This window comes from Roseovarius litoreus, assembly GCF_900142765.1.
Classification (GTDB): Bacteria; Pseudomonadota; Alphaproteobacteria; order Rhodobacterales; family Rhodobacteraceae; genus Roseovarius; species Roseovarius litoreus.
Map to the genome: position 1 here is coordinate 380,630 of NZ_FRCB01000001.1, position 26,780 is coordinate 407,409.

The 26,780-nt window shown below is 65.0% G+C and carries 25 protein-coding genes; 19 read left to right on the top strand and 6 right to left on the bottom strand.

The window, feature by feature from the left end; genetic code table 11:
- Nucleotides 1-7 precede the first annotated feature (7 nt).
- The 3 genes from sauS (at nt 8) to murJ (ending at nt 4,736) form a co-directional block, all read left to right on the top strand.
- Nucleotides 8-1,417, top strand: a complete 1,410-nt coding sequence (gene sauS, locus F3H35_RS01865; protein WP_149777954.1) for an acylating sulfoacetaldehyde dehydrogenase — start codon at nt 8-10, stop codon at nt 1,415-1,417.
- A complete protein-coding gene (locus F3H35_RS01870) occupies nt 1,414-2,922 on the top strand; it encodes an AMP-binding protein (protein ID WP_149777955.1) in 1,509 nt (502 codons plus the stop codon). The genes sauS and F3H35_RS01870 overlap by 4 nt, the downstream gene beginning before the upstream one ends.
- Nucleotides 2,923-3,197: 275 nt before the next feature.
- A complete protein-coding gene (gene murJ / locus F3H35_RS01875; protein WP_149777956.1) occupies nt 3,198-4,736 on the top strand; it encodes a murein biosynthesis integral membrane protein MurJ in 1,539 nt (512 codons plus the stop codon).
- A gap of 4 nt (nt 4,737-4,740) precedes the next feature.
- Here murJ and F3H35_RS01880 read toward each other — a convergent pair whose 3' ends face one another.
- Complete coding sequence (locus tag F3H35_RS01880) at nt 4,741-5,427, bottom strand: rhomboid family intramembrane serine protease (RefSeq protein ID WP_149777957.1); 687 nt, start codon at nt 5,425-5,427, stop codon at nt 4,741-4,743.
- A gap of 74 nt (nt 5,428-5,501) precedes the next feature.
- Between F3H35_RS01880 and trpS the strand changes: the two genes are divergently transcribed.
- The 8 genes from trpS to F3H35_RS01920 all read left to right on the top strand — a co-directional run bounded on the left by trpS (nt 5,502) and on the right by F3H35_RS01920 (nt 13,656).
- Entirely contained in the window at nt 5,502-6,527 is a 1,026-nt protein-coding gene (gene trpS / locus F3H35_RS01885) for a tryptophan--tRNA ligase (RefSeq protein ID WP_149777958.1), read from the top strand.
- A gap of 51 nt (nt 6,528-6,578) precedes the next feature.
- Nucleotides 6,579-7,160, top strand: a complete 582-nt coding sequence (locus F3H35_RS01890; protein ID WP_149777959.1) for a VOC family protein — start codon at nt 6,579-6,581, stop codon at nt 7,158-7,160.
- 101 nt (nt 7,161-7,261) lie between these two features.
- Nucleotides 7,262-7,747: a VOC family protein gene (locus F3H35_RS01895; RefSeq protein WP_149777960.1), complete on the top strand. Its 486-nt coding sequence runs from the start codon at nt 7,262-7,264 to the stop codon at nt 7,745-7,747.
- 135 nt (nt 7,748-7,882) lie between these two features.
- The gene (locus tag F3H35_RS01900; RefSeq protein WP_149777961.1) at nt 7,883-8,752 is read left to right on the top strand and encodes a branched-chain amino acid aminotransferase; all 870 of its coding nucleotides are present in this window, start codon (nt 7,883-7,885) and stop codon (nt 8,750-8,752) included.
- 88 nt (nt 8,753-8,840) lie between these two features.
- A complete protein-coding gene (locus tag F3H35_RS01905; RefSeq protein WP_149777962.1) occupies nt 8,841-10,868 on the top strand; it encodes an NADPH-dependent 2,4-dienoyl-CoA reductase in 2,028 nt (675 codons plus the stop codon).
- A gap of 169 nt (nt 10,869-11,037) precedes the next feature.
- Nucleotides 11,038-11,943, top strand: a complete 906-nt coding sequence (locus F3H35_RS01910) for a LysR family transcriptional regulator (protein WP_149777963.1) — start codon at nt 11,038-11,040, stop codon at nt 11,941-11,943.
- Nucleotides 11,944-12,111: 168 nt separating this feature from the next.
- Nucleotides 12,112-12,651: an NADPH-dependent FMN reductase gene (locus tag F3H35_RS01915; protein ID WP_149777964.1), complete on the top strand. Its 540-nt coding sequence runs from the start codon at nt 12,112-12,114 to the stop codon at nt 12,649-12,651.
- A 210-nt stretch (nt 12,652-12,861) separates the two neighbouring features.
- The gene (locus tag F3H35_RS01920) at nt 12,862-13,656 is read left to right on the top strand and encodes an FAS1-like dehydratase domain-containing protein (protein ID WP_223228283.1); all 795 of its coding nucleotides are present in this window, start codon (nt 12,862-12,864) and stop codon (nt 13,654-13,656) included.
- 90 nt (nt 13,657-13,746) lie between these two features.
- On the opposite strand, the gene F3H35_RS01925 is transcribed toward F3H35_RS01920, so the two are convergent.
- Complete coding sequence (locus F3H35_RS01925; protein ID WP_149777965.1) at nt 13,747-14,778, bottom strand: NAD(P)/FAD-dependent oxidoreductase; 1,032 nt, start codon at nt 14,776-14,778, stop codon at nt 13,747-13,749.
- Between the two features lie 118 nt (nt 14,779-14,896).
- On the opposite strand from F3H35_RS01925, the gene mnmD reads away from it, so the two are divergent.
- The 4 genes from mnmD to F3H35_RS01945 all read left to right on the top strand — a co-directional run bounded on the left by mnmD (nt 14,897) and on the right by F3H35_RS01945 (nt 18,140).
- Entirely contained in the window at nt 14,897-15,574 is a 678-nt protein-coding gene (gene mnmD, locus F3H35_RS01930) for a tRNA (5-methylaminomethyl-2-thiouridine)(34)-methyltransferase MnmD (RefSeq protein WP_149777966.1), read from the top strand.
- Nucleotides 15,571-16,437, top strand: a complete 867-nt coding sequence (locus tag F3H35_RS01935; protein WP_149777967.1) for a DMT family transporter — start codon at nt 15,571-15,573, stop codon at nt 16,435-16,437. The genes mnmD and F3H35_RS01935 overlap by 4 nt, the downstream gene beginning before the upstream one ends.
- Before the next feature lie 122 nt (nt 16,438-16,559).
- Nucleotides 16,560-16,934, top strand: coding sequence for a hypothetical protein (locus tag F3H35_RS01940; protein ID WP_149777968.1), 375 nt, complete (start codon nt 16,560-16,562; stop codon nt 16,932-16,934).
- A gap of 75 nt (nt 16,935-17,009) precedes the next feature.
- On the top strand, nt 17,010-18,140 hold the full coding sequence (locus tag F3H35_RS01945; protein WP_149777969.1) for a transporter: 1,131 nt from the start codon (nt 17,010-17,012) through the stop codon (nt 18,138-18,140).
- A gap of 11 nt (nt 18,141-18,151) precedes the next feature.
- On the opposite strand, the gene F3H35_RS01950 is transcribed toward F3H35_RS01945, so the two are convergent.
- Nucleotides 18,152-20,110 carry a lytic transglycosylase domain-containing protein gene (locus F3H35_RS01950; RefSeq protein WP_188129838.1) on the bottom strand — a complete coding sequence of 653 codons (1,959 nt, stop codon included), beginning with the start codon at nt 20,108-20,110 and terminating at the stop codon, nt 18,152-18,154.
- Between the two features lie 173 nt (nt 20,111-20,283).
- Between F3H35_RS01950 and dapA the strand changes: the two genes are divergently transcribed.
- Nucleotides 20,284-21,159, top strand: coding sequence for a 4-hydroxy-tetrahydrodipicolinate synthase (dapA, locus tag F3H35_RS01955; protein WP_149777971.1), 876 nt, complete (start codon nt 20,284-20,286; stop codon nt 21,157-21,159).
- A gap of 105 nt (nt 21,160-21,264) precedes the next feature.
- Here the strand turns inward: dapA and F3H35_RS01960 are convergent, their stop codons facing one another.
- The 3 genes from F3H35_RS01960 to F3H35_RS01970 all read right to left on the bottom strand — a co-directional run bounded on the left by F3H35_RS01960 (nt 21,265) and on the right by F3H35_RS01970 (nt 24,154).
- Nucleotides 21,265-21,963 (bottom strand): NYN domain-containing protein, encoded by a 699-nt coding sequence (locus F3H35_RS01960; RefSeq protein WP_149777972.1) that lies wholly within the window; start codon nt 21,961-21,963, stop codon nt 21,265-21,267.
- A 35-nt stretch (nt 21,964-21,998) separates the two neighbouring features.
- Nucleotides 21,999-22,874, bottom strand: coding sequence for a glutathione-dependent disulfide-bond oxidoreductase (yghU, locus tag F3H35_RS01965; protein ID WP_149777973.1), 876 nt, complete (start codon nt 22,872-22,874; stop codon nt 21,999-22,001).
- 167 nt (nt 22,875-23,041) lie between these two features.
- Nucleotides 23,042-24,154: an S-(hydroxymethyl)glutathione dehydrogenase/class III alcohol dehydrogenase gene (locus F3H35_RS01970; protein WP_149777974.1), complete on the bottom strand. Its 1,113-nt coding sequence runs from the start codon at nt 24,152-24,154 to the stop codon at nt 23,042-23,044.
- Nucleotides 24,155-24,267: 113 nt separating this feature from the next.
- On the opposite strand from F3H35_RS01970, the gene F3H35_RS01975 reads away from it, so the two are divergent.
- The 3 genes from F3H35_RS01975 (at nt 24,268) to F3H35_RS01985 (ending at nt 26,729) form a co-directional block, all read left to right on the top strand.
- Nucleotides 24,268-24,531 carry an I78 family peptidase inhibitor gene (locus F3H35_RS01975; RefSeq protein ID WP_223228284.1) on the top strand — a complete coding sequence of 88 codons (264 nt, stop codon included), beginning with the start codon at nt 24,268-24,270 and terminating at the stop codon, nt 24,529-24,531.
- 74 nt (nt 24,532-24,605) lie between these two features.
- Nucleotides 24,606-26,258 carry a Y-family DNA polymerase gene (locus F3H35_RS01980; protein WP_149777975.1) on the top strand — a complete coding sequence of 551 codons (1,653 nt, stop codon included), beginning with the start codon at nt 24,606-24,608 and terminating at the stop codon, nt 26,256-26,258.
- 126 nt (nt 26,259-26,384) lie between these two features.
- Nucleotides 26,385-26,729: a DUF2794 domain-containing protein gene (locus F3H35_RS01985; RefSeq protein ID WP_007816263.1), complete on the top strand. Its 345-nt coding sequence runs from the start codon at nt 26,385-26,387 to the stop codon at nt 26,727-26,729.
- Nucleotides 26,730-26,780: the final 51 nt, after the last annotated feature.

The window sequence follows — 26,780 nt, forward strand, 5'->3', positions numbered from 1 at the left end:
GACCGTTATGAACGCGCATCAAGACATCACCGCCGTGGACCGCATCATGGATCGCGCCCGCGCCGCCCAGGCCGCCTTCGAGGACGGCGCCACCCAGGACCGCTATGACCGCGCCGCACAGGCCGCCGCATGGGCGATCATGGAGCCCGGCCGCAACCGCGCCCTGGCGGAACTGTCGGTCAAGACCACGGGTCTGGGCAATGTGCCCGACAAGATCACCAAGAACCATCGCAAGACGCTTGGCCTGATGCGCGATATCGCCACCGCCAAAACCCATGGCATCGTCTCCGACGATCCCGCCACCGGCATCACCGAGATCGCCCGCCCCATCGGGGTGATCGGCGCCGTGGTGCCCTCGACCAATCCGGCCGCGACCCCGGCCAACAACATCATCAACGCCCTGAAATGCGGCAACGCCATCGTGCTGTCGCCCTCGCCCAAGGGCATCGCCGCCTGCGAGATGCTTCTCGGCTTCATCCATGCCGAATTCGACAAGATCGGGCTGGATCATGACCTCGTGCAGATGGTCCCGCCCCCAGGCTCCAAGGAAAAAACCCAGCGGATGCTCGAGCAATCCGATCTGGTGGTCGTGACCGGCAGCCAGGACAATGTGCGCCGCGCCTATACCTGCGGCACCCCCGCGATCGGCGTGGGCGCGGGCAACGTCACCGTGATCGTAGACGACACCGCCGATCTCGACGCCGCCGCGCAAAAGATCGCCGCCTCCAAGACCTTCGACAACGCCACCTCCTGTTCGTCGGAAAACGCTCTGGTCGTGGTGGACGCGATCTATGACGCCTTTGTCGCCGCAATGGCCCGGCAAGGCGGCGCGCTGATCCCCGAAAGCGGCGAGGCGCAGATCGTCGAGCGGCTCTGGCCCGACGGCAAGCTCAATCGCTCCGTCATCGCTCAGGACGCCGACGTGATGATCGACGCGCTTGGCCTGACCGGGCAGGTGCCCGCCGATACTCAATTCATCGCCGTCGAAACCAGGGGCATCGGCCCGGACCACCCCCTGTCGGGCGAAAAGCTCAGCCGTGTGGTCGCGCTCTATCGCGCCGCCGATTTCTCGGACGCCGCCGAAATCGCCAGCCGCATCCTCGAACATCAGGGCGCCGGCCATTCCATCGGCCTGCACAGCGCCGATGAAAACCGCGCGCTCCATCTGGGCGAGACGATCCCCACCTGCCGGGTCATCGTCAATCAGGCGCATTGCTTCGCCACCGGCGGCGCCTTCAACAACGGCATGCCCTTTTCGCTGTCGATGGGCTGCGGAAGCTGGGGCGGCAACTCCATCGACGACAATCTGAACTGGCGGCATTTCATGCAGACCACCAAGATCGTCCGCGAAATCCCCCCTGTCGAACCCTCGGTCGAAGAGATCTTTGCCGATTACTGGGCGGATGCGGGAAAATGATCCTGTCGCGTACCGTCCCGCCCGCCGGCACGGTCCGAGACTGGATCGACGCCCGCGCAAAAACAGGCGGCACCGCCTTCGTCTTTCCCGAAACCGGCGACACGCTCGACTGGCCGACGCTGCGCGCCACCGCCCACCGGATTGCCGGTCTGCTGCTCTCGAGCGGCGCGCAGAAGGGCGAAAGCATCGCCATCGTGATGCCCAATGGCCGCCCCGCGATCGAGGCGCTCTACGGTACGCTGGTCGGAGGATTCCGCGCCACGATGATCAACCTCGCCGCAGGGCGCGATGCCATCGCCTATGCGCTCGACCATTCCGAAGCGCGCTTCGCCTTCGTCGATGACAGCGCCCTCGAGCTTTTCACCGAGGCCGCACAAGGCCTCCCGGTGACCCGGCTCACCCCGGCCGATGCCCCCGATACGTCCCCCGACACCGCCCCGGACCTGCCGCCGCTGTCGCCCTCGGATCATGCTCTGCTGATGTACACCTCGGGCACCACAGGACGGCCCAAAGGCGTTGTCCATACCCATGCCAGCCTTCTGGCGGGCGGCTGGACGCCATCGATCGCGCATGATCTCTCGCCGGATGATCGGGGGCTTTGCGTGCTGCCCATCTACCATATCAACGGGCTGTGCGTGTCGGTGATGGGATCGCTGGTGTCCGGCGGCTCGCTGGCGCTGTGCTCGCGGTTCTCGGCCAGCCGCTTCTGGGATTGGGCCGAACAGTCGAAAGCCACTTGGTTTTCCGTTGTGCCGACGATCATTTCGCACCTGCTGCATTCCGACATCGACCCGCCCGCTTCGGTCAAGACGCGCCTGCGCTTCGGGCGTTCGGCCTCGTCTCCTCTGGCCCCGGATGTGCAGACCGCGTTCGAGACCCGCTTCGATGTGCCCATCGTGGAAACCATGGGCCTCACGGAAACCGCCGCGCAAATCCTGTCGAACCCGCTGCCTCCCGGCGTGCGCAAGATCGGCTCTCCGGGCATCGCTTTCGGCAACGAGGCGGCGATCCTCGGCCCTGATCTGCAGCCTATCGCCCCCGGTCAGGAAGGCGAGATCGCGGTGCGCGGGCCAAACGTCATGCTCGAATATCTCAAGAACCCGCAAGCCACCGCCGAGACCTTCACCCCCGATGGCTGGCTGCGCACCGGCGATCTGGGGCGGCAGGACAAGGATGGCTATTTCTTCGTCACCGGTCGCCTCAAGGAGCTGATCATCAAGGGCGGCGAAAACATCGCCCCACGCGAAGTCGACGAGGCGCTCTATTCCCATCCCGACATCATCGAGGCCGCCGCCTTCGCGCGCCCCTGTGACCGCTATGGCGAACGCGTCGAAGCGGCGGTCGCGATCCGTCAGGGCTCAACCCTCTCCGAGACCGATCTGATCGCGATCTGCACCAGCAAGCTGGGGGGCTTCAAATCCCCCGACCGGGTGCATTTCCTGCCGGAACTGCCCAAGGGACCCTCGGGCAAGATCCAGCGCCGCAAACTCTGCGAGATCCTCTGACAGGGCTTGCGTGTACCCGACCCGACCGGGCCTGCATTCCGCGCAGGCCCGCTTCGGGCCGCGCGATGCGTTAACCACTGATCGTCCAGCGCTTCGGACCGATCCCGCACCGACGCGATACCGACGTTATACCGACGTGATACCGAACCGGCTTTTTACTGCCTTTTCAGGCGATTAACCCTGATTCGCCCGTCTGCGCCGCGTCTCCCCCCTTCCCCCCCTTCCTGCGATGGGCTACTCCTTGCCCCACCCGCCCCAACCCGAGGCCAGCCATCATGAAACCCGTCCGCCTGCTTTCCGGTGTCCTGACCGTCAGCGGCTGGACCCTTCTGAGCCGGGTTCTGGGCTTCGTGCGCGACGTGCTGATCGCAAACTATCTCGGCCCCGGCGCGGTGATGGATGCATTCGTCGCCGCCTTCCGCCTGCCCAACATGTTCCGCCGCTTCTTTGCCGAAGGCGCCTTCAACGCGGCGTTTGTTCCAATGTTTTCAAAGAAGTACGAAGGCCACGAAGATCACGAGCATTTCGCCTCACAGGCTATGTCGGGGCTTGCCCTGATCCTGTTGACGCTCACCGGGCTGTCGATGATCTTCATGCCCGCGCTGGTCTGGGCCACCGCCGAGGGCTTTGCCGGCGACGCGCGCTTCGATCTCACGGTCGAGTTCGGGCGCATCGTCTTTCCCTATATCCTGTTCATCTCTCTCGCCGCCCTGTTCTCGGGCGTGCTCAACGCCGCAGGCCGCTTTGCCGCCGCCGCCGCGGCACCCGTGCTGCTGAACGTGATGCTGGTGGCGGCCATGGTTGTCGCAGCTCAAACCGGTGGCGCCGTCGCGCAAGCCCTTGTTTGGACTATACCTTTTGCCGGCATAGCACAGCTTGCACTGGTCTGGAACGCCGCCCGCCGCGCCGGGTTCCGCATCCTGCCGACCCGCCCCAGATGGACGCCCGACATGGCCCGCCTTGTCCGGATCGCCATCCCGGCAGCCCTTGCCGGCGGGGTCATGCAGGTCAATCTTCTCGTGGGCCAGCAGGTCGCCTCGAACTATGACAAGGCGGTCAGCTGGCTCTATTCCGCGGACCGGCTCTATCAGCTGCCGCTTGGCGTGGTGGGGATCGCCGTGGGCATCGTGCTGCTCCCCGATCTGTCGCGCCGTCTCAAGGTCGATGACCAGTCCGGCGCGCGCGAAGCGTATTCCCGCGCGGCCGAAATTTCCCTCGCACTTACAGTGCCTTGCGCGGTCGCCCTTGTCGCTGTGCCGCTGCCTCTTGTCTCGGTGCTGTTCGAGCGTGGCGCCTTCACAACCGACGACACAGCCGCCACCGCACTTGCCGTGGCGATCTACGGGCTGGGGCTTCCGGCCTTCGTTCTGCAAAAGATCCTGCAACCGCTTTTCTTCGCCCGCGAAGACACCAAAAGCCCTTTCCGCTATGCCGTTGTGGCCATGATCGTGAACGCGGCTCTCGCCGTTGGCCTTGCCTTCGTGATCGGCTGGATCGCGGCGGCCATCGCCACCACGATCGCCGGCTGGGTCATGGTCTGGCTGCTCTTTCGCGGTGCGCGCCCCTTTGGCGACGTGGCCCGCGTCGACGACCGTTTCCGCCGCCGCGTCTGGCGCATCGGGCTGGCATCGGTCGCGATGGGCGCTGTGATCTGGGGGGTGAACCTGCTTCTATTGCCGATGTTCGGCATGTCGGGTTTGCGCTGGATCGCCCTTGTTTTCATGATCCTCGCAGGGATCATCAGCTATTTCGGCATCGGCCACCTGATCGGCGCCTTCCGCCTGTCCGAGTTCCGGCAAGCGTTCCGCCGCTGAGCGTTCAGCGATGCCTGATCTTGGCGCGGATCTTGGCCCAGCCCCCCGGCGCCAGGAAAAACGACAGCACGAAGCCTGACGCGAACCCCGCAACATCGGCGACCCAGGTGCTGTTCGCACCGAACAGCAAACCGAACACCAGCTGCAACGCCATCAGCAGCCCGATCAGGGTAAAGGCCCGGTATTGCTTGGCCCCCATCTGCCCCAGCTTCAGCCACATCAGGTAAGTGAACCCGCCGATCAGCCCATAAACCCCCGGAAACGTCCCCATGAGCCAGGGCCGCTCGGGTCCGACAAACCCGAACACAAGCGCCCCCACCACGGCGGACGCTACGAACAACACCAGCGTCGCCCATTGCGCGAACACCTCGGCCACGAATTTGCCAAGCGCCAGCAGCATCACACCGCCAATAAGCGCATGGGTAAACGAGCCGTGGATGAAAATATACGTCCCAAACCGCTTGAGATGCTCCATCGGCCACAGGCCTTGCTGCCGCATCCAGGCAAAGACCTCGGCATTGAAGCCGTAATCCTGAATCGCTGCCTGCCGCCAGCCGACAGCCTCCGGCCCTCCCAGAATCCCGCGCGCGCCCAGTGAGAACATCGCCTCAAGCCCGACAATCACCAGGAAAAGCGCAACGATGACGGGCGGCAAGGGATTTACGGGGTGATCATGCGGGGCGCTGCTCATGCCGGGTATCCTTGACGGGGCTTTGGCCCATGGGTAAGCGAGGCAGGCACAGAAATCCACAACGGAGATCAGCCATGGCCGAGGCGGCCTTCACCCCGCGTGTCTTTTCGGGCATCCAGCCTTCGGGCAACCTCACGCTTGGCAATTACCTCGGCGCGCTCAAGCGGTTCGCCAACAGCCAGAACGAGGGGATCGAGTCGATCTTCTGCATGGTCGATCTGCACGCCATCACCGTATGGCAGGACCCTGAGAAACTGCGCCATGCCACAAGGGAACTGGCCGCCGGCTTCATCGCCTCGGGGCTGGATCCGCAGAAATCCATCCTGTTCAACCAGTCGCAAGTGCCCGAGCACACCCAGATGGCATGGGTCTTCAACTGCGTCGCACGCATGGGCTGGATGAAGCGCATGACGCAATTCAAGGACAAGGCCGGCAAGAACGCCGAGCAGGCCAGCCTTGGTCTTTTCGGTTACCCTGCGCTGATGGCCGCCGATATCCTTGTCTATCACGCAACCCATGTCCCGGTGGGCGAGGATCAGAAACAGCATCTGGAACTGACCCAGGAAATCGGCCGCAAGTTCAATCACGACTACGGTGTGGCATTCTTTCCCGAAACCCAGCCGGTGATCGAAGGGGCAGCCACCCGCGTCATGAGCCTGCGCGACGGCACCAAGAAAATGTCGAAATCCGACCCTTCGGACATGAGCCGCATCAACCTGACCGACGATGCCGACACGATCGCCAGGAAGATCCGCAAGGCCAAGACCGATCCCGAGCCGTTGCCCTCCGACGCCGAGGGGCTGGAAGATCGGCCCGAGGCCCGCAACCTCGTGAATATCTACGCCGCCCTGTCGGATCAAAGCGTCGCGGATGTGATGCGTGAGGTGGGCGGCAAACCGTTTTCCGAGTTCAAGCCGATGCTCGCCGATCTTGCGGTCGACAGGATCGCGCCGATCTCGGATGAAATGGCCCGACTTATGAAGGATGTGTCGGAAATCGACCGCATTCTGACCGATGGCGCCGCGCGCGCCCGTGCGATTGCCCACCCGATCCTCCAGCAAACCTATCAGATCATGGGAATGGTCGGCGCGATGCCCTGAAGATCGCCTCTTCTGCGCATGCCTCGCGGCGCCCGAAAAAAGGAGACACCGATGCGCAAGCTGCAGACACAAGGCGTGCACCATATCACGCTGACCGGCGCCGACAGGCAGACCTCGATCGATTTCTGGGAGGGTGTTCTGGGAATGCCCTTCATCTTCGATCAACCCAATCTCGATGACCCTGACGAGGGCCATCTCTATTTCGATCCCGGTGACGGGCGGCTGATCACCATTTTCACCAACGAGACTCGCAAACCCGTTCACACCCGCACGCCGACGGACCCGGGCTGCGTGCATCATGTCGCCTTCAACGTGAGCCACGCGACATTCTCCCAGGTGGTCGAACGCCTGAACGAGCGTGGTATCGGCCATTCCGGTCCCAAGGATCGCGGGTTCATGGACTCGATCTATTTCAAGGATCCGCTCGGGCTTCTGATCGAACTGGCCTGCTATCGGTTCGAGCCGCCCTTCGGCTGCTCACATGCCGATGTGATGATCGAGGCACACCGCATCCGCGTGGAACGCGGCGATTACAACATCGCGGAAATCCATCTCGCCGATGCGCTCGAACGCCTGGTGCAGCGCAGGCAGCAATCGCTGTCCGCCGACCGTGCGCCGCGCAATCCTTACTGACCTCTCGCGCATCACCGCACATAACCTGCCCGTTTCTGCCCAATTGCCGAAAGGCCCGTGGCGCCCCTAGCTTTGCCCCACCCTGAGCGAAAGGAGCCGCCATGACCCAACCCATCCATCCGCAGGCCAGGATCGGGCACGTGCATCTCAAGGTCGGCGATCTCGACCGGGCGATCGCGTTCTATTCCGGGGTGCTCGGCTTCACCCTTCAGCAGCGTTGGGGTGACAGCGCCGCCTTTCTCGGCGCGGGCGGCTATCACCACCATATCGGGCTGAACACCTGGGACAGTCTCGGCGGCACGGCAGCACCGCGCGGCCATACCGGCCTTTATCATACGGCCTTTCTCTATCCCGATCGCGCACAGCTCGCGGATGCCTTGCGCCGGGTGATGGCCGCCGACATCAAGATCGAGGGGGCCGCCGATCACGGCGTCAGCGAGGCGATCTATATCAGCGATCCGGACGGCAACGGGGTGGAACTCTACCACGACCGCGCGCCCAAAGACTGGCCGCGCGATGCCGCCGGCGCCCTTGTCATGACGAATGCGCCGCTCGATCTCATGGCCCTTCTGGCCGAGGCGCCGTGATCGTTTCTTCTGGCTTCAAATATCCCGGGGAGCGCGAGGGGCTGGCCCCTCGCCCTCGCAACACAAGCCACCCCGACCCCTCTGGACCCTGTCGCGCAACCCGCCTAACCTGCGCGCGTATATCTGGAGGGACATATGGCGGTCGGCACCAATATCCGAACCTATTTCAAAGGCGCCTGGCATGACGGGGACCTGCCGATCATGCGGGCGGCGGATCATGGCTCTTGGCTGGGGACGACGGTATTCGACGGGGCGCGCTTCGCCCATGGGCTGACGCCCGATCTCGACCGCCATTGCGCGCGGGTCAACGCATCGGCCGAGGCGCTGATGATCACCCCCACCATGGGCGCCGCAGAAATGGTCGATATCGTCCATGAAGGTCTTGGCGCCTATGCGCGCGATGAGGCCGTCTATATCCGCCCCATGTATTGGGCGATCGAGGGCGGACCGCTCGGGGTCATGCCCAAGGATGGCGGCGAGACAGGCTTTGCCATCTGCCTCGAAGAGGTGCCGATGGCCCCGCCCGGCGCCTCGGCGCGGCTGACGCGGACACGCTTTCGCCGGCCTGTGCTGGAGGATGCCGTTGTCAACGCCAAGGCCGGCTGTCTTTATCCCAACAACGCCCGGATGATCGCGGAAGCCCGCGCCAAAGGCTTCGACAACGCGCTCGTTGCCGATGCGCTTGGCAACGTGGCCGAAACCGCCACGGCCAATGTGTTTGCGGTCAAGGACGGCGAGGTGTTCACCCCGGTGGCCAACGGCACCTTTCTGGCCGGCATCACCCGCGCGCGGCATATCGCGAACCTTCGCGCAGATGGCGTGCGTGTGCATGAAACCGTGATGAGCTTTCAGGATTTCCATGACGCGGACGAGGTGTTCTTGTCGGGCAACATGATGAAGGTCACGCCTGTGACCGCCTTCGAGGAGACAAGCTATCAGGTCGGCCCGGTGACACGCCGTGTTCTCGAGATGTATTGGGACTGGGCCGCCAGCGATGCGGCCTGACAGCGTCGGTCTGACCGCTTAACGCAGCGTTCCGGATGACAAGACGCAGCGCGCAGGTCATCCTGCCCCCGAATGACCGGAGGCCCCCATGACTGACTATCGCCACCTTCTCGCACCGCTTGATCTGGGCCATGTGACGCTCAGGAACCGCGTTCTCATGGGGTCGATGCATACCGGGCTGGAGGAAACCAAGGACTGGAACCGCGTCGCGGAATTCTACGCGACACGCGCGCGCGGCGGTGTCGGCCTGATGGTGACCGGTGGCATGGCGCCCAACCGGGAGGGCGGCGTCTTTCCGGGGGCCGCGGGGCTCTATACCCCCGAGGATATCGCCAATCATCGCCTTGTAACCGATCGTGTGCATGATGCGGGCGGGCGCATCGCGATGCAGATTCTCCATGCGGGCCGCTATGCCTATAGCCCCGATTGTGTCGGTCCGTCCCCGGTGAAGTCGCCGATCTCGCCCTTTGCCCCCAAAGAGCTGGACGAGGACGGGATCGAAAAGCAGATCGCCGACATCGCCACCGCCGCCGCCCGCGCCCGCGAGGCAGGCTATGACGGGGTCGAGATCATGGGGTCCGAAGGCTATTTCCTCAACCAGTTCCTCGTCACCCACACCAACAAGCGCAACGACCGATGGGGCGGCAGCTATGAAAACCGCATGCGCCTGCCGCTCGAGGTGGTGCGCCGCGTGCGCGCCGCCGTGGGGTCGGATTTCATCGTGATCTACCGGCTGTCGATGATTGATCTTGTGCCCGATGGCTCGACCTTCGACGAAGTGATCGAACTTGCCCAAAGGGTCGAAGAGGCCGGGGCCAGCATCATCAACACCGGGATCGGCTGGCACGAGGCACGTATTCCCACCATCGCCACATCGGTGCCGCGCGCGGCCTTTGCATGGGTCACCCGCAAGCTGATGGGGAAAGTGGGCATTCCGGTCATCACCTCGAACCGGATCAATACGCCGCAGGTTGCCGAACAGGTTCTGGCCGAAGGCTGCGCCGACATGGTGTCGATGGCCCGGCCTTTCCTTGCCGATCCCGATTTCGTGCGCAAGGCGGCCGATGGGCGGGCGGATACGATCGCCCCTTGCATCGCCTGCAATCAGGCCTGTCTGGATCATACCTTCAGTGGCAAGATCTCGAGCTGTCTGGTCAATCCCCGCGCCTGCTTTGAGACTGAACTGACCGTCACGCCAACCGATCGCCCGAAATCCATAGGGGTTGTCGGTGCAGGCCCTGCAGGCCTTGCAGCAGCCATGACAGCGGCCGAACGGGGGCACGCCGTGACCCTCTTCGATCGAGACACCCGTCTTGGCGGTCAGTTGAACATGGCGCGCAAAATCCCCGGCAAGGAAGAATTTCACGGGCTGGTGGACTGGTACGAAACGATGATCCGCGATCTGGACATCACCCTGAAGCTGGGTATGGCTGCCACAGCCGACGATCTGGACGGGTTTGACGAGGTCATCATCGCCACCGGCGTCATCCCGCGCGATCCCGGCATTCCGGGGCAGGACGGGCCGAATGTGGTGTCCTATATCGATGTGCTGCGTGGGGATGCGCCTGTGGGCAAGCGCGTGGCGATTGTCGGCGCGGGCGGCATCGGTTTCGACGTTGCCGAGTATCTGGTACATGACGGCCATGGACTGACCGAAGATCTCGAGGCCTGGAAAACCGAGTGGGGCGTGGGTGACCCGGCCATATCGCGCGGCGGCCTGGCGCCGGAAGGCCCGAGGCCCGAAGCCCCAGCACGACAGGTGACGCTTCTGCAGCGCAAGGCGGAACGCCCCGGCAAGCGGCTTGGCAAGACGACGGGCTGGATTCACCGCGCCGCGCTGCGCATGAAGAATGTGAAGATGATGAGCGGCGTGAATTACGAACGCATCGACGCAAGCGGGCTGCATATCAGCCACGGCGAGTCGCGGGAAAACCCGACACTGATCGAAGTCGACACAGTTGTTCTCTGTGCCGGACAGCTATCCGAGCGCAGCCTTGCCGATGCGCTCGAGGCGCGCGGGATTGTGCCACATGTCATCGGCGGCGCGGATGTCGCGGCAGAACTTGACGCCAAGCGCGCCATAGATCAGGGAACCCGCTTGGCCGCGACCTTGTGACCTTCCGATAGCAAACGCTATCTCTGTCGCATGATGAGAAACCTTCGTGTGCTTGTTTCCGTGCCACGAACGATCCAGAACAAAACCTAGATATTGTCTGCCCGATGCCCCAGTTGTGCCCGATTTTCCGGGGATACCGGTATCTGTCAAAGAATTAGAGGTAACGAGCATGGATCGTCTTACTGAAATGGAGGCCTTCGCAACGGTCGTGGACCAAGGTGGTTTCACGGACGCTGCGCGCAAGATGGGCATTTCGAAATCAGCCGTGTCCAAACACGTCTCATCGCTTGAGGCTCGGCTTGGCGCCCGCCTTCTGAACAGAACGACACGCCGCGTCAGCCCGACAGAAATCGGTCTAGCCTATTACGACCGCGCCTTGCGCGTTCTGAACGATGCTGGCGAGGCGGATGCTTTGGTCAGTTCCATGCAATCGGCGCCTTCGGGCCTGCTGCGCATATCGGTCGCAACCGATTTCGGCGTCAATCATCTGAGCCCGGTTCTGGGTGGTTTCCTCGAGGAATTCCCGGATATCTCGGTCAACATGGTGCTGAACAACCGCTATGTCGAGCTGATCTCGGAAGGGTTCGACATGGCCGTGCGGATCGGCGAGCTGGAAGACAGCAGCCTGCGTGCCCGCAAGCTGACCGAAACCACGAAGCGCATGATCGCCAGCCCCGCCTATCTTCAGAAATACGGGCGCCCGGCCAAGATCGACGATCTGAACGAACACAGGCTCCTGCATTACACCAGTCAGGCCAACGGCTCGGTTTGGAAGCTGACGGCACCGTCCGGCGAGAAACGTCAGGTCCGCACCGCGGGCGGGCTGTCGGTGAATGACGGGCAGTCGCTTCTCAATGCCGCCATTTCCGGGCTCGGGATCGCGTACCTTCCCAGCTTTCTTTATGCCAAGGCGATGCAGGATGGGCTGGTCGAGGATGTCATTCCCGATCTGCCAGTCGAGACGCAGGGCATCTATGCCGTCTATCCGCCCGGCCGGTTCACCCAGCCAAAGGTACGCGCCTTCATCGACTTCCTAGTCCATGCCTTTGCAGACAAAGGCCCGAACGACTGGTAAGACATTCCTCCCGCCAAGACATGGCCAACTTACCCCGGACGCATCCCGCGCCCGGGGCTTTTCTGGTTGACCCGAACCGCACATCGCATGTGCATTCTGTGCTGTTGCCTTGCTGCGGGATCGTGCCAAGTTGAGGGCCAGCAACGTAACGTGCAAAAGGGGAAATAGATGTCCAGCCCGACGCTTCTGACGATCTGCGGCTCATTGCGCAAAGGATCTTTCAACCGAATGCTGCTCAAGGAAGCCCAGGCGGCATTCGGCCCTGCCGAAACGCTGGAGGCCGATCTCAACCTGCCGCTTTACGACGGTGACCTCGAGGAGGCCGAAGGCGTGCCGCAGGCGGTCAAGACCCTTGCGCAGCAGGTGCGGGACGCGGATGCTGTCGTGATCTCGTCGCCGGAATACAACAAGGGTATCACCGGCGTTCTGAAAAACGCGCTCGACTGGATCAGCCGGGTCGAAGGGATGCCGTTCAAGGACAAGCCCACCGTGGTGATGTCGGCCAATGCCGGACGGACCGGGGGGGAGACCGGGCAATTCATGGTGCTGAGCTGCCTTACCCCTTTGCAAGCTCTTGTTTTGCCGGGACAAATGCTGTGCGTGGCGGCGGCTGGAAAGGAATTCGACGACAGTGGGGCGCTGACGAATGAGCATTACCTCAAGGTGTTGGCCACGCGCATGGAGGCGCTGCGCGCCGCTGTGACTTAGGCGGAATTTCCATTTCAAAACAAAGGGTTGCGACTTCCGGTAGAGAGGATGATGGTCTGCTGACTGCCATTGTGCTCGTGCCGGAAGATAGCGGCAAAAAGCGATGGTCCAACCGATATCCTTGAGTGCTGATGTCGGATGCAAGAAGGCCGTTGGCGCCCACCGCACTTCAGGATTGTTCCTTTTATGTCAGTGGGTTAACTTGCCGTCATGAGCCAGCCGATACATATGATCCCTGACGTGATCGATCCTGCCCGCGCGAGGGCGATGCAGGTGGCGCTTGGGCTTGACGGGACGATCCAGAGCGGCGATGCCCTGCCGCCTTTTTTCCATCAGCTGTATTTCTGGGACCCGCAACCCCCTGAAAACCTTGGAAGAGATGGGCATCCGAAGGTGGGCGGGCTGATCCCGGATATGGGTCTGCCACGCAGGATGTGGGCCGGGGGCGAGATGCAATTCCATGCGCCCCTGCGCGCGGGAATTACCGCCAAACGATTGACATATATGGAAAATTCCCAACACAAGCAGGGGCGCAGCGGGCCGCTTGGGTTTGTCACGCTACGCCATGAGATCTGGCAGGACGACATCCTGTGCCTCACCGACCGGCAAGACCTTGTCTATCGCGAAGACCCGAACCCGAACGCCGCCAAACCGACCCCGCCGGACGCCGCGAAAGACGAGGAAATCTGCGAGACCCGCAGCTTCGACAGCACCCTGCTTTTTCGCTATTCCGCGCTGACATTCAACGGGCATCGCATCCACTATGATATTGATTACACGAAAGAAATCGAAGGATATGCGGGGCTGGTGGTGCATGGTCCGCTGCTGGCTCAACTGCTGATGCTGCTGGCCGAACGCGAGCTTGGCGGACTGTCCTCTTTTGCCTTCCGGGCCACGGCCCCGCTGATGCATTTCGAGACTGCCGAGCTGTGCTGGCGCTCGGATGGGAGGGCATGGGTGCGCGGTCCGGACGGGCGGCAATGCATGGAGGCGACGGCCCGCTGATTTGGTACAGGCCGTACGAAACCTACGCGCGTTTAGGACGAAACCCGGCTCGATCCCCCGAATTTGTGTCCATCCCGTACACAAACCGGCCTAGAGCGACGCCTCGGGGCGGAAATCGGGGGGGATATTGTCGACCCCGTCGAGCACAAGATCGGCCATCACCTGCGCCACTTTGGGCGCCATGCCGAAGCCGATCTTGAAGCCGCCATTGGCGATGAACTGACCCTCATGCAGCGGGTGCGCCCCGAGCATCGGCGCGCGCGACCGGGTGCGCGGGCGCACCCCGGCCCATCGTTCGATCACCGGCGCATCGCGCAGGGCCAGAACGGCGGCGCGGGCGCGGGCGATCACGGCGTCAAGCTGCTCGTCGGTGGTGGCGGGATCGTCATAGTCACGCTCGGAGGTGGAGCCGATGGCGGTGGTGCCGTCCTCATGCGGGACGATATGCACCGTGTCGGCGAAAAGCTGCGGCTGCTCCGGCGCGGCATGGGCCAGCACGGCGCCCTGCCCCTTGACCCCGTTGCCGACCATGCGCCCGCGATGGGCCGTCAGCGCGTCGAGGTCGGCCACCCCGGTGGCCCAGACGACAGAGCCGGAGAGAGCACCCTCGGCCAGCACCTTGCCGCCGCGCGCGGTGATCGCGGCGGCAAGTGCTGCACAGGCGCGGCGCGGATGCAGACGCGCGGTGAGCGTGTCGCGAATGAGCCAGCCGGTCGGGGTGAGCGGCGCCCAGTCGAGCGTGTCGGCGCGGATCACCTCCCAGTCGGCCTGCCCCTGCCAGAGGGTGCGCGCGCCGTTCGCACGGGCGCGGGCCAGATGCAGGGCGTGATCGTCGGGCACGGGCTGCAACCGGCCAAGCCGCGCATAGCCGGGCGAGAAGCCCGAGGCGTCCTGCACGCCCGCCCAGAAATCTTCGGCCATCATCAGGCTGTCGAACTGGAACGCCTTCTTGTCGTTCCAGTTTTCCGGCACATGCGGCGCAAGCGCGCCCACGACGCCACCCGAAGCGCCCGCACCCGGCCCATGCGGGTCGATCACCTGCACCGAGACGCCACGGCCAAGGCAGGCCCATGCCACCGAGAGGCCGAAAATGCCCGCGCCCATCACCGTCACGTCCGCCATTGCCATTCCCTTGCGCCACAGCCATTGTCGAGGCGGTTATGGCACAGGGGGGCGGCGCTGCCCACCGGCTGAGAACGCGGGCGGGCGCAAAAACGCAGTCCGAGAGCGGAACGGGATCATGGACGAGCGCAAGGCGGAACTGGAATGGCGCGAGGGCGGTGTCCCGGTCTCGATGCGGTTCGACGATCCCTATTACAGCCTGGAGAACGGGCTGGAGGAAACCCGGCATGTGTTCCTGGGGGGCAATGACCTGCCGGAGCGGTTTCGGGACGGGTTTCATGTGGCGGAGCTGGGATTCGGGACCGGGCTGAACCTGCTGACCACGCTTGCGGAATGGCGCGAGGCGGGCATCGGGGGCGTGCTGCGCTTCACCAGTTTCGAGGCGTTTCCGATGGCGGCGGATGACATGATCCGCGCGCAGGCAGGCTTTGCCGAGTTGGCCGGGATCGCCGCCGAGCTTGCCGGCCATTGGCAGGCCGGCGCGCGACAGCTGCGCCTGCCCGATCTGGAGTTTCACCTGATCGAGGGCGATGCGCGCGAGACGCTGCGCGCATGGGACGGCCACGCGGACGCATGGTATCTGGACGGGTTTTCACCCGCGAAGAACCCTGAATTGTGGGAGCCGCGCCTGATGCGGGAGGTGTTCGCGCATACGGCACCGGATGGCACGGCCGCGAGCTATACCGCCGCAGGCTTCGTGCGCCGGGGTCTGCAGGATGCGGGGTTTGCAGTCAGCCGCGTGCCGGGATATGGCCGCAAGAGGCACATGACACGTGCCGTGAAAGGCCCCTCATGACCGAACAGAACACCCGCCTCGGCATTTTGCTGATGGTGGCGACCACTTTCATTTTCGCCGTGCAGGACGGCATTTCGCGCCATCTGGCGGGGGAATACAACGTGCTGATGGTGGTGATGATCCGCTATTGGTTCTTTGCCGCCTTCGTGATCGCCGTGGCGGCGCGCAAGGCTGGCGGCCTTCGCGCGGCGGCAAGGACAGAGCAACCGCTGATGCAGGGGTTTCGCGCGCTGCTTCTGGTGACCGAGATCTGCGTGATGATCTTTGGCTTTACCATGCTCGGGCTGGTGGAAAGCCACGCGGTCTTTGCCTGCTACCCGCTGCTGATCGCGGCGCTGTCGGGGCCGGTGCTGGGCGAGCGGGTGGGCTGGCGGCGATGGCTGGCGATCGGGGTGGGGTTCGTCGGGGTGACGATCATCCTCAAGCCGGGATTCGGCGTCTTCCAGATCGAGGCGGCGGTGCCGCTGATGGCGGCGTTGATGTTCGCGCTTTACGGGTTGCTGACGCGCTATGTGGCGCGCAAGGACAGCGCCGCGACCTCGTTTTTCTGGACCGGAACGGTGGGATCGGTGGCCATGACGGCGGTGGGCCTGTGGTTCTGGGAGCCGATGAGCCGGCCCGATTGGGTGTGGATGGCGGCCCTGTGCGTGACGGGGGCGCTTGGGCATTACACGCTGATCAAGTGCTACGAGGTGGCCGAGGCCAGTTCGGTGCAGCCCTTCGCCTATCTGCAGCTGGTCTTTGCCAGCACGCTGGGGATTTTGGTGTTCAGCGAGACGATTGAGATGAACGTCGCGCTTGGGGCCGCGTTGATCGTGGGGGCGGGGCTGTTCACGCTCTGGCGGCAGAGGCAGGCGCGGTAAGGGTGTTGCGATAAAGTCCTGCGGCAGTTTGCCCGGGTTCACAGAGGCGTGATCGCACGGCATAACCTTCCGGCACTGGAACCCTGGCCAATCCCGGCCCGGTCAGCAGAGGGGCGGCGAGGATGACGCGGCGCGAGCGACAGGACCGGACGGGTCTGCGCGGCCTGATGGCCGTGCTGCTTGGGCTGGTGCTGATGCTGCGGCTGATCGCGGCGCCCATCGTGGTGAGCGCGCCTCATCCCGACGTGATCGCGATCTGTTCGGGCGGCGGGGTCTATTACATTACGCTTGACGGTGAGCCGGTGGGCGGTGACGTCCCCGAAAGCGATCCCTGCCCCTATCTGGGGATTCCGCTTGCTCTGGCGGGGCTGGCGGGGCCGGTTCTGCCGCCGGCGGAGCACATCACACGCCTTACGACCCCGGCCAGTGCCGAAAGCCTTGTTCCCGGCCAGACCGCACAAGCCTATGGCGCGCGCGCGCCGCCTGTCCCTGCCTGACACTTAGCCGAACCACAAAGACAGGATTGCGGGCGCCCCACGGTATGAGGGCAGCCCGGCACAAGGGATATGAGAATGACACGAAACTGGATGATGGCCCTCGCCATGGGTGCGGGGCTGATGACGAGTGCGGGCGCTGCACAGGCGCAGATGATGGACCATGGCGATGGCACGATGATGCACGAGGCCAAGGACAAGCCGGGGATGCATATGCATATGCAGATGCATGGCCCGATCGGGGTGATGGGCCGGCACCTGATGCCCGAGGGCAAGGTGATGCTGGGCTACAGCTTTGGCATGATGCAGATGGACGGGCTGGCCACCGGGACGTCCCGGCTGGACCCCACGGTTGCGGCTACGACCGTGCCGAACAGGTTTTTCGGACTGCCGATGCAGCCGCCGACCCTGCGGGTGATCCCGGAAGAAATGGACATGCAGATGCATATGTTCAGCGCGATGTATGGCGCGTCGGACAGGGTCACGCTGATGGCGATGGTGCCCTATATCGAGAAATCCATGACGGCGACGACCTATGCGGGGCCGGCGGGGACGCGGATTCTGGGCAGCAACAAGATGCGCTCCGAAGGTCTGGGCGATATCACGGTCGGTGCGGTGATCGGCCTCTACAAACAGGGGCGCACATCGCTGAATATGGGAATTGGCGCGAGCCTGCCCACCGGGTCGATCTCGGAGACGGGCCGCATGCTCAGCCCGATGGGCACGACGCCCGAGATGCGCATGGCCTATGGGATGCAATTGGGATCGGGGACACTCGACCTGAAACCGTCGCTCACATGGACCAGCGGCAAGGGGCGGCTGAACTGGGGTGCACAGGTCAGCGGCGTGATCCGGTCAGGCGACAATTCGGCGGGCTACACGCTTGGGGATGTGGCGTCGGTCACTGCCTGGGCGAGCTACAAGCCGTCGCCGTGGTTCAGCTATTCGGCGCGGCTGGAGGCCACAACCCAGGGCCGCATCCGGGGGATCGATCCGTTCATTCGCGGCCCGATGCCGGGCAGCGACCCGGCCAATTATGGCGGCGAGACGGTGACCGCCTATCTGGGTGCGGAGCTGACCCCGCCAAGCGGCGCGCTGAAAGGCCATCGGATCGGAATGGAGGTCGGCCTGCCAGCCTATCAGAAGGTGAATGGCGTACAGCTGAGGCGCGACTGGTCGGCGATGGTGTCCTGGCGCAAGGCGTTCTGAGGCGCGATCACTCAATCGGACGGGGGGCGCAGGGTGTCCCCCGTCAATTCCTGCGAGAACGGCACCGGATGGGGTGGCTTGCCCAGACGGGCGCGATAGACGGGCAGGCTTTCGGCGACGCGCATGACGTAATTGCGGGTCTCGCGGAAGGGAATGTGCTCGATCCAGTCGATCACGTCCATGTCGCCCTTGCGCGGATCGCCACGATCCTCCATCCAGCTGGTCGGACGACCGGGGCCGGCGTTGTAGCCCGCCGACATCATCACGACATTGCCGCCAAAGGTTCGGGCGAGACCGGCGAGATAGACATCGCCAAGCCGCGCGTTGTAGCGCCAGTCATTGAGCACGCGCGCATCGCTGTGATCGGTCTCGCCAAGGGCGCGCGCCACGTCCGAGGCGGTGCCGGGCATCAGCTGCATCAGGCCCATGGCGCCCGCGCCGCTGACCACGCGGTGATCGAATTCGCTTTCGCGGCGGGCGATGGCGAGGGCCAGCTCCATCGGCATCAGCAGATCGAGCTCGGTCATCGGGTGCAGCGCGTAATAGGGCGCCTCGATCACGATGCCGCGCTGTGCGGCGGCCTTGCCCAGCATGACCTGCAGATGCGGCTGGCCCAGATCGGCCAGCATGTCGCCCATCTGTCCCAGTCCCTGCCGGTCCTGCGTGGTCGAGAGCTGTACGAAGAGGCGTTCGGCGAGGTTCAACTCGTTCGCGGCCAGCGCCAGAACGGCGGCCTTGTAGAGCGGGGTCTGCACGAACCCGGCCTGTCGCCATTGGGGCCAGTCCTGCGCCCCGGCGAGGGCGGGATCGGCGGACACCCCGGCCTTTTCGGCGGCCAGCAGGCCATAAAAGCTGGTCTGATGCTCGGCCCCCTGACGATAGGCGATTTGCGCGGCTTCGGGATCGCCGAGCGCCTCTTGGGCGCGACCGATCCAGTATCCCGCACGGCCAAGCGAAATCGGCGAATCCACCGAGGCGCGAAACCGCTGGAAATGGTCGAGCGCCAGAGCCGGATCGCCCAGATAGGTCATCGCCAGATAGCCCGAGAGCCATTCCAGATCGGCATAGGACGACCCGCTGACCAGCCCGTGTTGCGCGGCCAGCGCATAGGCGGTCTGGGGGTTGCCGTCGCGCATCTGCGCCCGCGCCAGATAGCGCCGCCAGCCCGACCATCTGTCAGGCTCGCCCAGACCGATCTCGGCGCGGCTTTGCTTGAGGATGACGGCGATGGCCTGTTCACTCTCGCCCCGGTCGAGGTGCCGCATGAAGAGCGCATGGGTCAGGAGCGGATCGTCGCGCAGCCGCTCGGGGATGTCGGAGGCGCTGCTTGTGCCATCCTGAATGGCGGCGCGCAGGCGGGCGACCGTCGCGCGGTCCTCGGGCACCAGAGGCAGCATTTTCTGCACATCGCGCAAGCCGCGCCAGAGCGCCATGTCAAGCCGGGTGACATGGTGCTGCGCGAGCAACGGGCCATGCGCTTCGATGAAGGCGTCATGCTGTTCATCGGTGAGATCCATCGTCAGCCAGGCGAGCGCCAGCGTCGCCTCGGCCTCTCCGATGCGATCCTCGGCCATCAGGACGCGGGCATGGGCCAAAGCGCCGGCGCCGGTCTGGGGCAGGACGCCACCCGAGAAGAATTGCAGGATCTGCGCGTCGGTGCCGGTGTCGGCCAGCGCCTCTTCGGACTGGCGGCGCAGGTAATCGAGGCCGGGCCACTCGGGATGATCGGACAGAAAGGCGAGCACCTCGGCGGGGGTGCCCAGCCCGGCGCTCAGGCGATACCATTCGATCAGCGTCTCGGCGGCGGGGCCGTCGCGGGCGGCAAGGCGCGCGGCCACGTCCCATCGTCCGCCCTCCATCGCATGAAGGGCGCTGGCCAGCGGGCGCGGGGCTGCGGGCCGCGGATCGGCCGCAAGGGCCGGCGCGGCAAGACAGGCCACCCCCAGAACAAGGCAAAGAACGCGCAACATCACTTGCATTTCCCGCAAAGGCGAAGGATAGACAGCGCCAGCCTAAGCCCGCGCGGCGCTGTCGTCCATTCACAAACTCGGCAGGCTGGCGGACCCTTGCCGGGGCCGCATGCGGATCAAGGCCGGTCGGGAGCCAAGGCCCCGAGGAACGATGGAAACAAAAGGAGCGTGTCATGTTCAAAGGATCTTTTCCTGCCCTGGTCACGCCGTTCAAGAACGGCGAGCTGGATCTGGACACGCTGAAAAAACTTGTCGAATGGCATATCGGCGAGGGCAGCCACGGGCTGGTGCCGGTGGGCACGACGGGCGAAAGCCCGACGCTCACCCATGAAGAGCACGAGACCGTGGTCGAGGAAGTGGTGCGCGCCGTCGCGGGCCGGGTGCCGGTGATCGCGGGCGCAGGCAGCAACAACACGCTGGAATCGATCCGCTTCATGCAGCACGCCCACAAGGTCGGCGCGGATGCGGCGCTGGTGGTGACGCCCTATTACAACAAGCCCACGCAAGCCGGGCTGATCGCGCATTTCACAGCACTGCACGATTGCTGCGACTTGCCGATCATCATCTACAACATCCCCGGCCGGTCGGTCGTGGACATGACGCCCGAAACGATGGGGCAACTGGCCCGTCTGCCGAGGATCGTGGGCGTCAAGGACGCCACCGGAGATCTGGCACGCGTGAGCCAGCAGCGACTGACCTGCGGGCCGGATTTCGCGCAGATCTCGGGCGAGGATGCCACCGCCCATGGCTTCAACGCGCAAGGCGGTCAGGGCGTGATCTCGGTCACGGCCAATGTGGCGCCGAAGCTGGTGGCGCAGGTGCAGGAGGCGACGCTGGCGGGGGATTATGCCACCGCACTGGAGCTTCAGGACCGGCTGATGCCACTGCATCTGGCGATCTTCAAGGAGCCGGGGCTGGTGGGGGCGAAATACGCCATGTCGCGGCTGGGGCTGTGCAGCGAAGAGGTCCGCTCGCCGCTGGTGGGGTTGACCGATCCGACCCGCGCGCTGGTGGATGACGCGCTGCGCCATGCCGGGCTGATGAATTGAGAAGGGCCTGACCGGGGACGGGGGCCAGCCCCCGCCGTTGAAATCCCCGAAGAGGGGGATTTCACCGACTCCCCCGGGATATTTCAGGCCAGAAGAAACCCCGGCTCAGTCGACCCGGCGCACATAGAGGTGATTGCCCTCGCGACGGGTTTCCAGAACCTTGATCGCGGCCACCAGATCGCTGAGCTTGCGGTGCCCATAGGTGCGGGTGTCGAAATCGGGATTGGCGGCGGTGACCTGCTGACCGAGACGGCCGAGCGCATACCAGTCGCTGTCCTGATCGATGCTGTCCATGGCGCGAAACAGCAGGTCGCGCGCCTCGGTGAGGTTCTTGCCGGCGGTGGGCGCGGGTGTTTCGGCGCCTTCGGAGCCGAGGTTTTCAAGATAGATGAACCGTTTGCAGGCCTTGCGGAACGCCTCGGGGGTCTTGCGGGCGCCGATGCCGTAGACATCGAGCCCCTGTTCGCGGATGCGGCTGGCGAGCCGGGTGAAATCGCTGTCGGAACTGACCAGAACGAAACCGTCGAAGCGGCCCGAATGCATCAGGTCCATCGCATCGATCACCAGAGCGATATCCGAGGCGTTCTTGCCCACGGTATTGGCGGGCTGGTGATGCGGGACGAGGCCGAATTCGGCCTGCACCCTGTTCCAGCCGCTCATCTGCTGGGACGAGAAATCGCCATAGCAGCGGCGTACGCTGGCCTCGCCGATGGCGGCGATCTCTTCGAAGATCGCACGGGTCCATTTCGGCGAGGTATTGTCGGCGTCGATCAGGACGGCCAGAAGAGGCGTTCGGTCAGTCATGGCGCGTCCTTTCCCCAAGGGGGTGCGGTGGCGGATCAGTCGGGCGTGCCGATCTTGTCCTGGGTGCGGGTGTCGAAATCCGATGCGGCGTGACGTTCCAGCAATTGCTCATGCGGCGCGCCGCTGGTGCGGTTGACCATGCGGCCCCGCTGCACCGCCGGGCGGGCATCGAGCCTTTTCGCCCAGGCCATCACGTTTTCATAGCTGTCGGCCTCGAGGAAGGTGGCCGCATCGCCATATTGGCGCCCGAGCACCAGGTTGCCATACCAGGGCCAGATCGCCATGTCCGCGATGGAATAGTCGTCACCGGCGATGAAGGGCCGCTCGGCCAGCTGGCGGTCGAGCACATCGAGCTGACGCTTGGTTTCCATGGTGAAGCGGTCGATCGGATACTGCCATTTCTCGGGCGCATATTGGTAGAAATGCCCGAAACCGCCGCCCAGATAGGGCGCGCTGCCCATCTGCCAGAAGAGCCAGTTGAGAACCTCGGTGCGGGCGGGGCCGGAGGCGGGCAGGAATGCGCCGAATTTCTCGGCCAGATGCAGCAGGATCGAGCCGGATTCGAACACCCGAAGCGGTTCTGCCCCGGTCCGGTCCACCAGCGCGGGGATCTTGGAATTGGGGTTGATCTCGACAAAGCTGCTGGAGAACTGGTCGCCTTCGGTGATGCGGATGAGCCAGGCGTCATATTCGGCGTCATGGCCTGCGGCGAGAAGCTCTTCGAACATCACGGTGACCTTGACCCCGTTGGGGGTGCCCATCGAATAGAGCTGGAACGGGTGCTCGCCCACCGGCAGGTCCTTGTCATGGGTGGGACCCGCGATGGGCCGGTTGATCGAGGCGAAGCGGCCGCCCGATTCGGTTTGCCATGTCCAGACCTTGGGGGGCGTGTAGCTGTTGGTGTCGCTCATGTGCTGCGTCCTTCTGAAAGGCGGGCTGTCGATGAAGTTGCGATAACAGGTAACCGGTGGCGCGCATGATGCAATCTGCGACGGCGCACAAGCGCCTGTGCAGGCCCGGCCCCGAGAACGGCTCTGACACTGGCCCTGACCCTGACGGGATCAGGGCCAATGACAGATCAGTAGACCACGACGCTGCGGATCGATTCGCCCGCATGCATCATGTCGAAACCCTTGTTGATCTCGTCGAGCTTGAGCGTATGGGTGATCATCGGGTCGATCTCGATCTTGCCGTCCATGTACCAGTCGACGATCTTCGGCACATCCGTGCGCCCGCGCGCGCCGCCGAAGGCGGTGCCTTTCCAGACGCGGCCGGTGACCAGCTGGAAGGGGCGGGTGGAGATCTCGGCACCTGCGGGGGCCACGCCGATGATGATCGATTCGCCCCAGCCCTTATGCGCGGATTCGAGCGCTGTGCGCATCACGCCGACATTGCCGGTGGCATCGAAGGTGTAATCGCCGCCGCCGCCGGTCAGCGCCACGAGATGCGCGACCAGATCGCCCTCGACCTCGGTCGGATTGACGAAATCGGTCATGCCGAAGCGGGTGGCCATCTCGACCTTGCCGGGGTTGAGATCGACGCCGACGATCTGATCGGCGCCGGCAAGGCGAAGCCCCTGGATCACGTTGAGACCGATGCCGCCAAGCCCGAAGACAATGGCGCGGCTGCCGATTTCCACCTTGGCGGTGTTGATGACGGCCCCGATGCCGGTGGTGACGCCGCAGCCGATATAGCAGATCTTGTCGAAAGGCGCGTCGCGGCGCACCTTGGCCAGCGCGATTTCCGGCAGCACCGTATGGTTGGCGAAGGTCGAACAGCCCATGTAATGCAGGATCGGCGTGCCATCGAGCATGGAAAAGCGCGAGGTGCCATCGGGCATCAGGCCCTGGCCTTGGGTCGCGCGGATCGACTGGCACAGGTTGGTCTTGGGGTTGAGGCAGTATTCACATTCGCGGCATTCCGGCGTGTAGAGCGGAATCACGTGATCGCCCACCTCGAGGCTGGTGACGCCGGGGCCGACCTCGACCACGACGCCGGCGCCTTCATGGCCGAGAATCGCGGGAAAGAGCCCTTCGGGATCGGCGCCCGAGAGGGTGAAATCATCGGTGTGGCACAGGCCCGTGGCCTTGACCTCGACCAGGACTTCGCCCGCCTTTGGGCCGTCCAGGTTCACATCCATGATCTCGAGCGGTTTGCCCGCTTCGACGGCGACGGCGGCTGTGGTACGCATTGGGATGTCCTCTCGTTCCGGTTTCCGGGGACTTTGCGGCAAAGCGCGCCGGGTTTCAATGATGGCGTGGGCCGGGGAGGGGCGACAGGATCGGGGCCTTGGGGAGGGATGTCATGCGACAGCGGATAATGGCGGGGCTGGCGGGGCTGATGCTGGCGGGCTGCATGCAGGAGACGCCCGCGCCACCGGACGCGTGCGGCGCCGGGGCGCTGCAGACGCTGCGCGGCCAGCCGGGCGAGGCCTTGGACGGCATCGCGCTCGAGGGGCCGGTCCGGGTGCTGCCGCCCGGCGCGATGATGACGATGGATCACCGGCCCGAGCGGCTGAATGCGGAGCTGGACGAGGCGGGGCGGATCACCCGGCTGTGGTGCGGATGAGGCGCGGCGCATCGGGACTCGACTCGGGGCGGCGGGCGGCCTAGATATGGAACAAATAGTGAACATATGCTGCCATGCCTGCCCGTCGCATTCTGTCCGTCTGGTTTCCCCGCCTCGGAGCCGAGCGCCTGTTGCGCCGGATCGGGGAGGGTCATGACCTGCCCTTTGCCGTGGTCGATCAGACCGGGCAGACGCAGATCCTGTCGTCCTTGTCGGCGAAGGCCGCAGCGGCGGGGCTGCGCGCGGACCAGCCGTTGCGCGATGCCCATGCCATGTGTGCGGGGCTGGTGACGCGGACGCGCAACGCACAGGCGGAGGCCGCGTTTCTGCAAGCCCTTGTGCGGTGGGCGGGGCACTTCTCTCCTTGGGTTGCGGCACAGGGAGAGGACGGGCTGACGCTTGATATCACCGGTTGTGCGCATCTTTTCGGGGGCGAGGCGGCGCTGGTGGAGCGACTGGCGCAGGAGGCGGGGGCCTTTGGCCTGACGGCCTGCTGCGGGCTGGCCGATACGGTGGGCGCGGCATGGGCGCTGGCGCGTTATGCGGGCCGTGCGCCCGGGCATGAGCGGTCGGGCGATGCCATCGACCAGGAGGCGCGCGCCACCCGGTCGCGTGCCGCGAAACGCCGTCACTGGGAGCGTGGCGGCACCGCGCCGGTGGCGCAGGGGGGCGGTATCGCCCCGCGCATCGCCCCGCCGGGACAGACCCATGGCGCGCTGGCCGATCTGCCGGTGGCGGCCCTGCGGCTGGACCCCGAGACGGTGGCGCAACTGGGCCGGCTGGGACTGCGCCGGGTGGGCGATCTGACGGGCCAGCCGCGCGCGCCGCTGGCGCGGCGGTTCGGCCGGGGGCTGGTGATGCGGCTGGATCAGGCGCTTGGCGCGATGCCCGAACCGGTCTCGCCGCAGCGCGAGGCGCCGCATTTCGCCACCCGGCTGACCCTGCCCGAGCCGATCGGGATGACCGAGGATATCCTGGCCGCGCTGGACCGGCTGCTGCCGCGCCTGTGCGACCGGCTGCGCGACAGGGGTCAGGGCGCGCGCCGGATCCGGCTGCAGGCGTGGCGGGTGGACGACACGGTGCAGAGCATCGAGTTGGGGCTGGCACGCGCGGCACAGGCGCCCGAGCGCATCCGCCCGCTTCTGGCGATGAAGCTGGAGGAGATCGACGCGGGCTTCGGCATCGACATCCTGCGCCTGGAGGCGGTGCAGACCGAACCGGTGCATGCGCGCACTGTCACTGGCCATGTCGGCGCGACCGAGGCGGCCCGCGCGCGGATGGCGGGCGACACGGGGCTGGAAGACCTGATGGGCCGGATCGGCGGACGGATCGGGCTGGAGGCGATCACCCGGCGTCATCCCGCCAGCAGCCATATCCCGGAAAAGACCGCGCAGGTGCTGGCGGCCGCCTGGTCGGAGCCGGCGACAGGCTGGCCCGCGCCACCTGTGCCGCGCCCGCTGATGATGTGCCGCCCCGAACCGGTGATGGCGCCCGACCGCCCCACCCCGCCCGATCGCTTTCGCTGGCGCGGGCGCGCGCATGATCTGATCGGCGCCACAGGCCCGGAGCGCATCGCACCGGAATGGTGGCTGGACGAGCCCGATTGGCGCAGCGGAGTGCGCGACTACTGGCAGGTGACCACTGCGCGGGGCGACCGGCTGTGGCTGTTCTACGCCCATGGCGCGGGCTTGAGTTCGGGCTGGTTCTGCCAGGGCAGGTTCGCGTGATCCGTGGCTCGGAGGCCGATAAAATTCGCGAATTTTATCGGCTGGTTTTTTTCTGCGAAAAAAATCCTGTCCAGCGGCGCGCACGAATTGTCTTGATTTGCGCGCGGCGCGGCGCAACTCTGCAGCATGACGTTTCAATCGCCTTCCCAGTTTCCGGCCCGTGGCGCCCCGGAACCGGTGGCTTTCCACCGCACGGAGCTGAGCGTGATCCTGTCGGTTTACGGTCGCATGGTCGCCGCCGGGGAGTGGCGCGACTATGGCATCTCCTGCCTGCGCGACGTGGCGATCTTCTCGGTCTTTCGCAGAACCGCCGAACATCCGCTCTACCGCATCGAAAAGCGCCCGCGCCTGCGCAACCGGCAGGGGCAATATGCGGTGATCGGCATGGACGGGCAGGTGCTCAAGCGCGGTCACGACCTGCGCACCGTGCTGCGCGTGCTGGAGCGCAAGCTGATCCGCGCGGTGGAGTGACGCGGCCTCTGGCCGGCCCGACCGGCTGTGCTATGTCCCCCGCGGTACCTG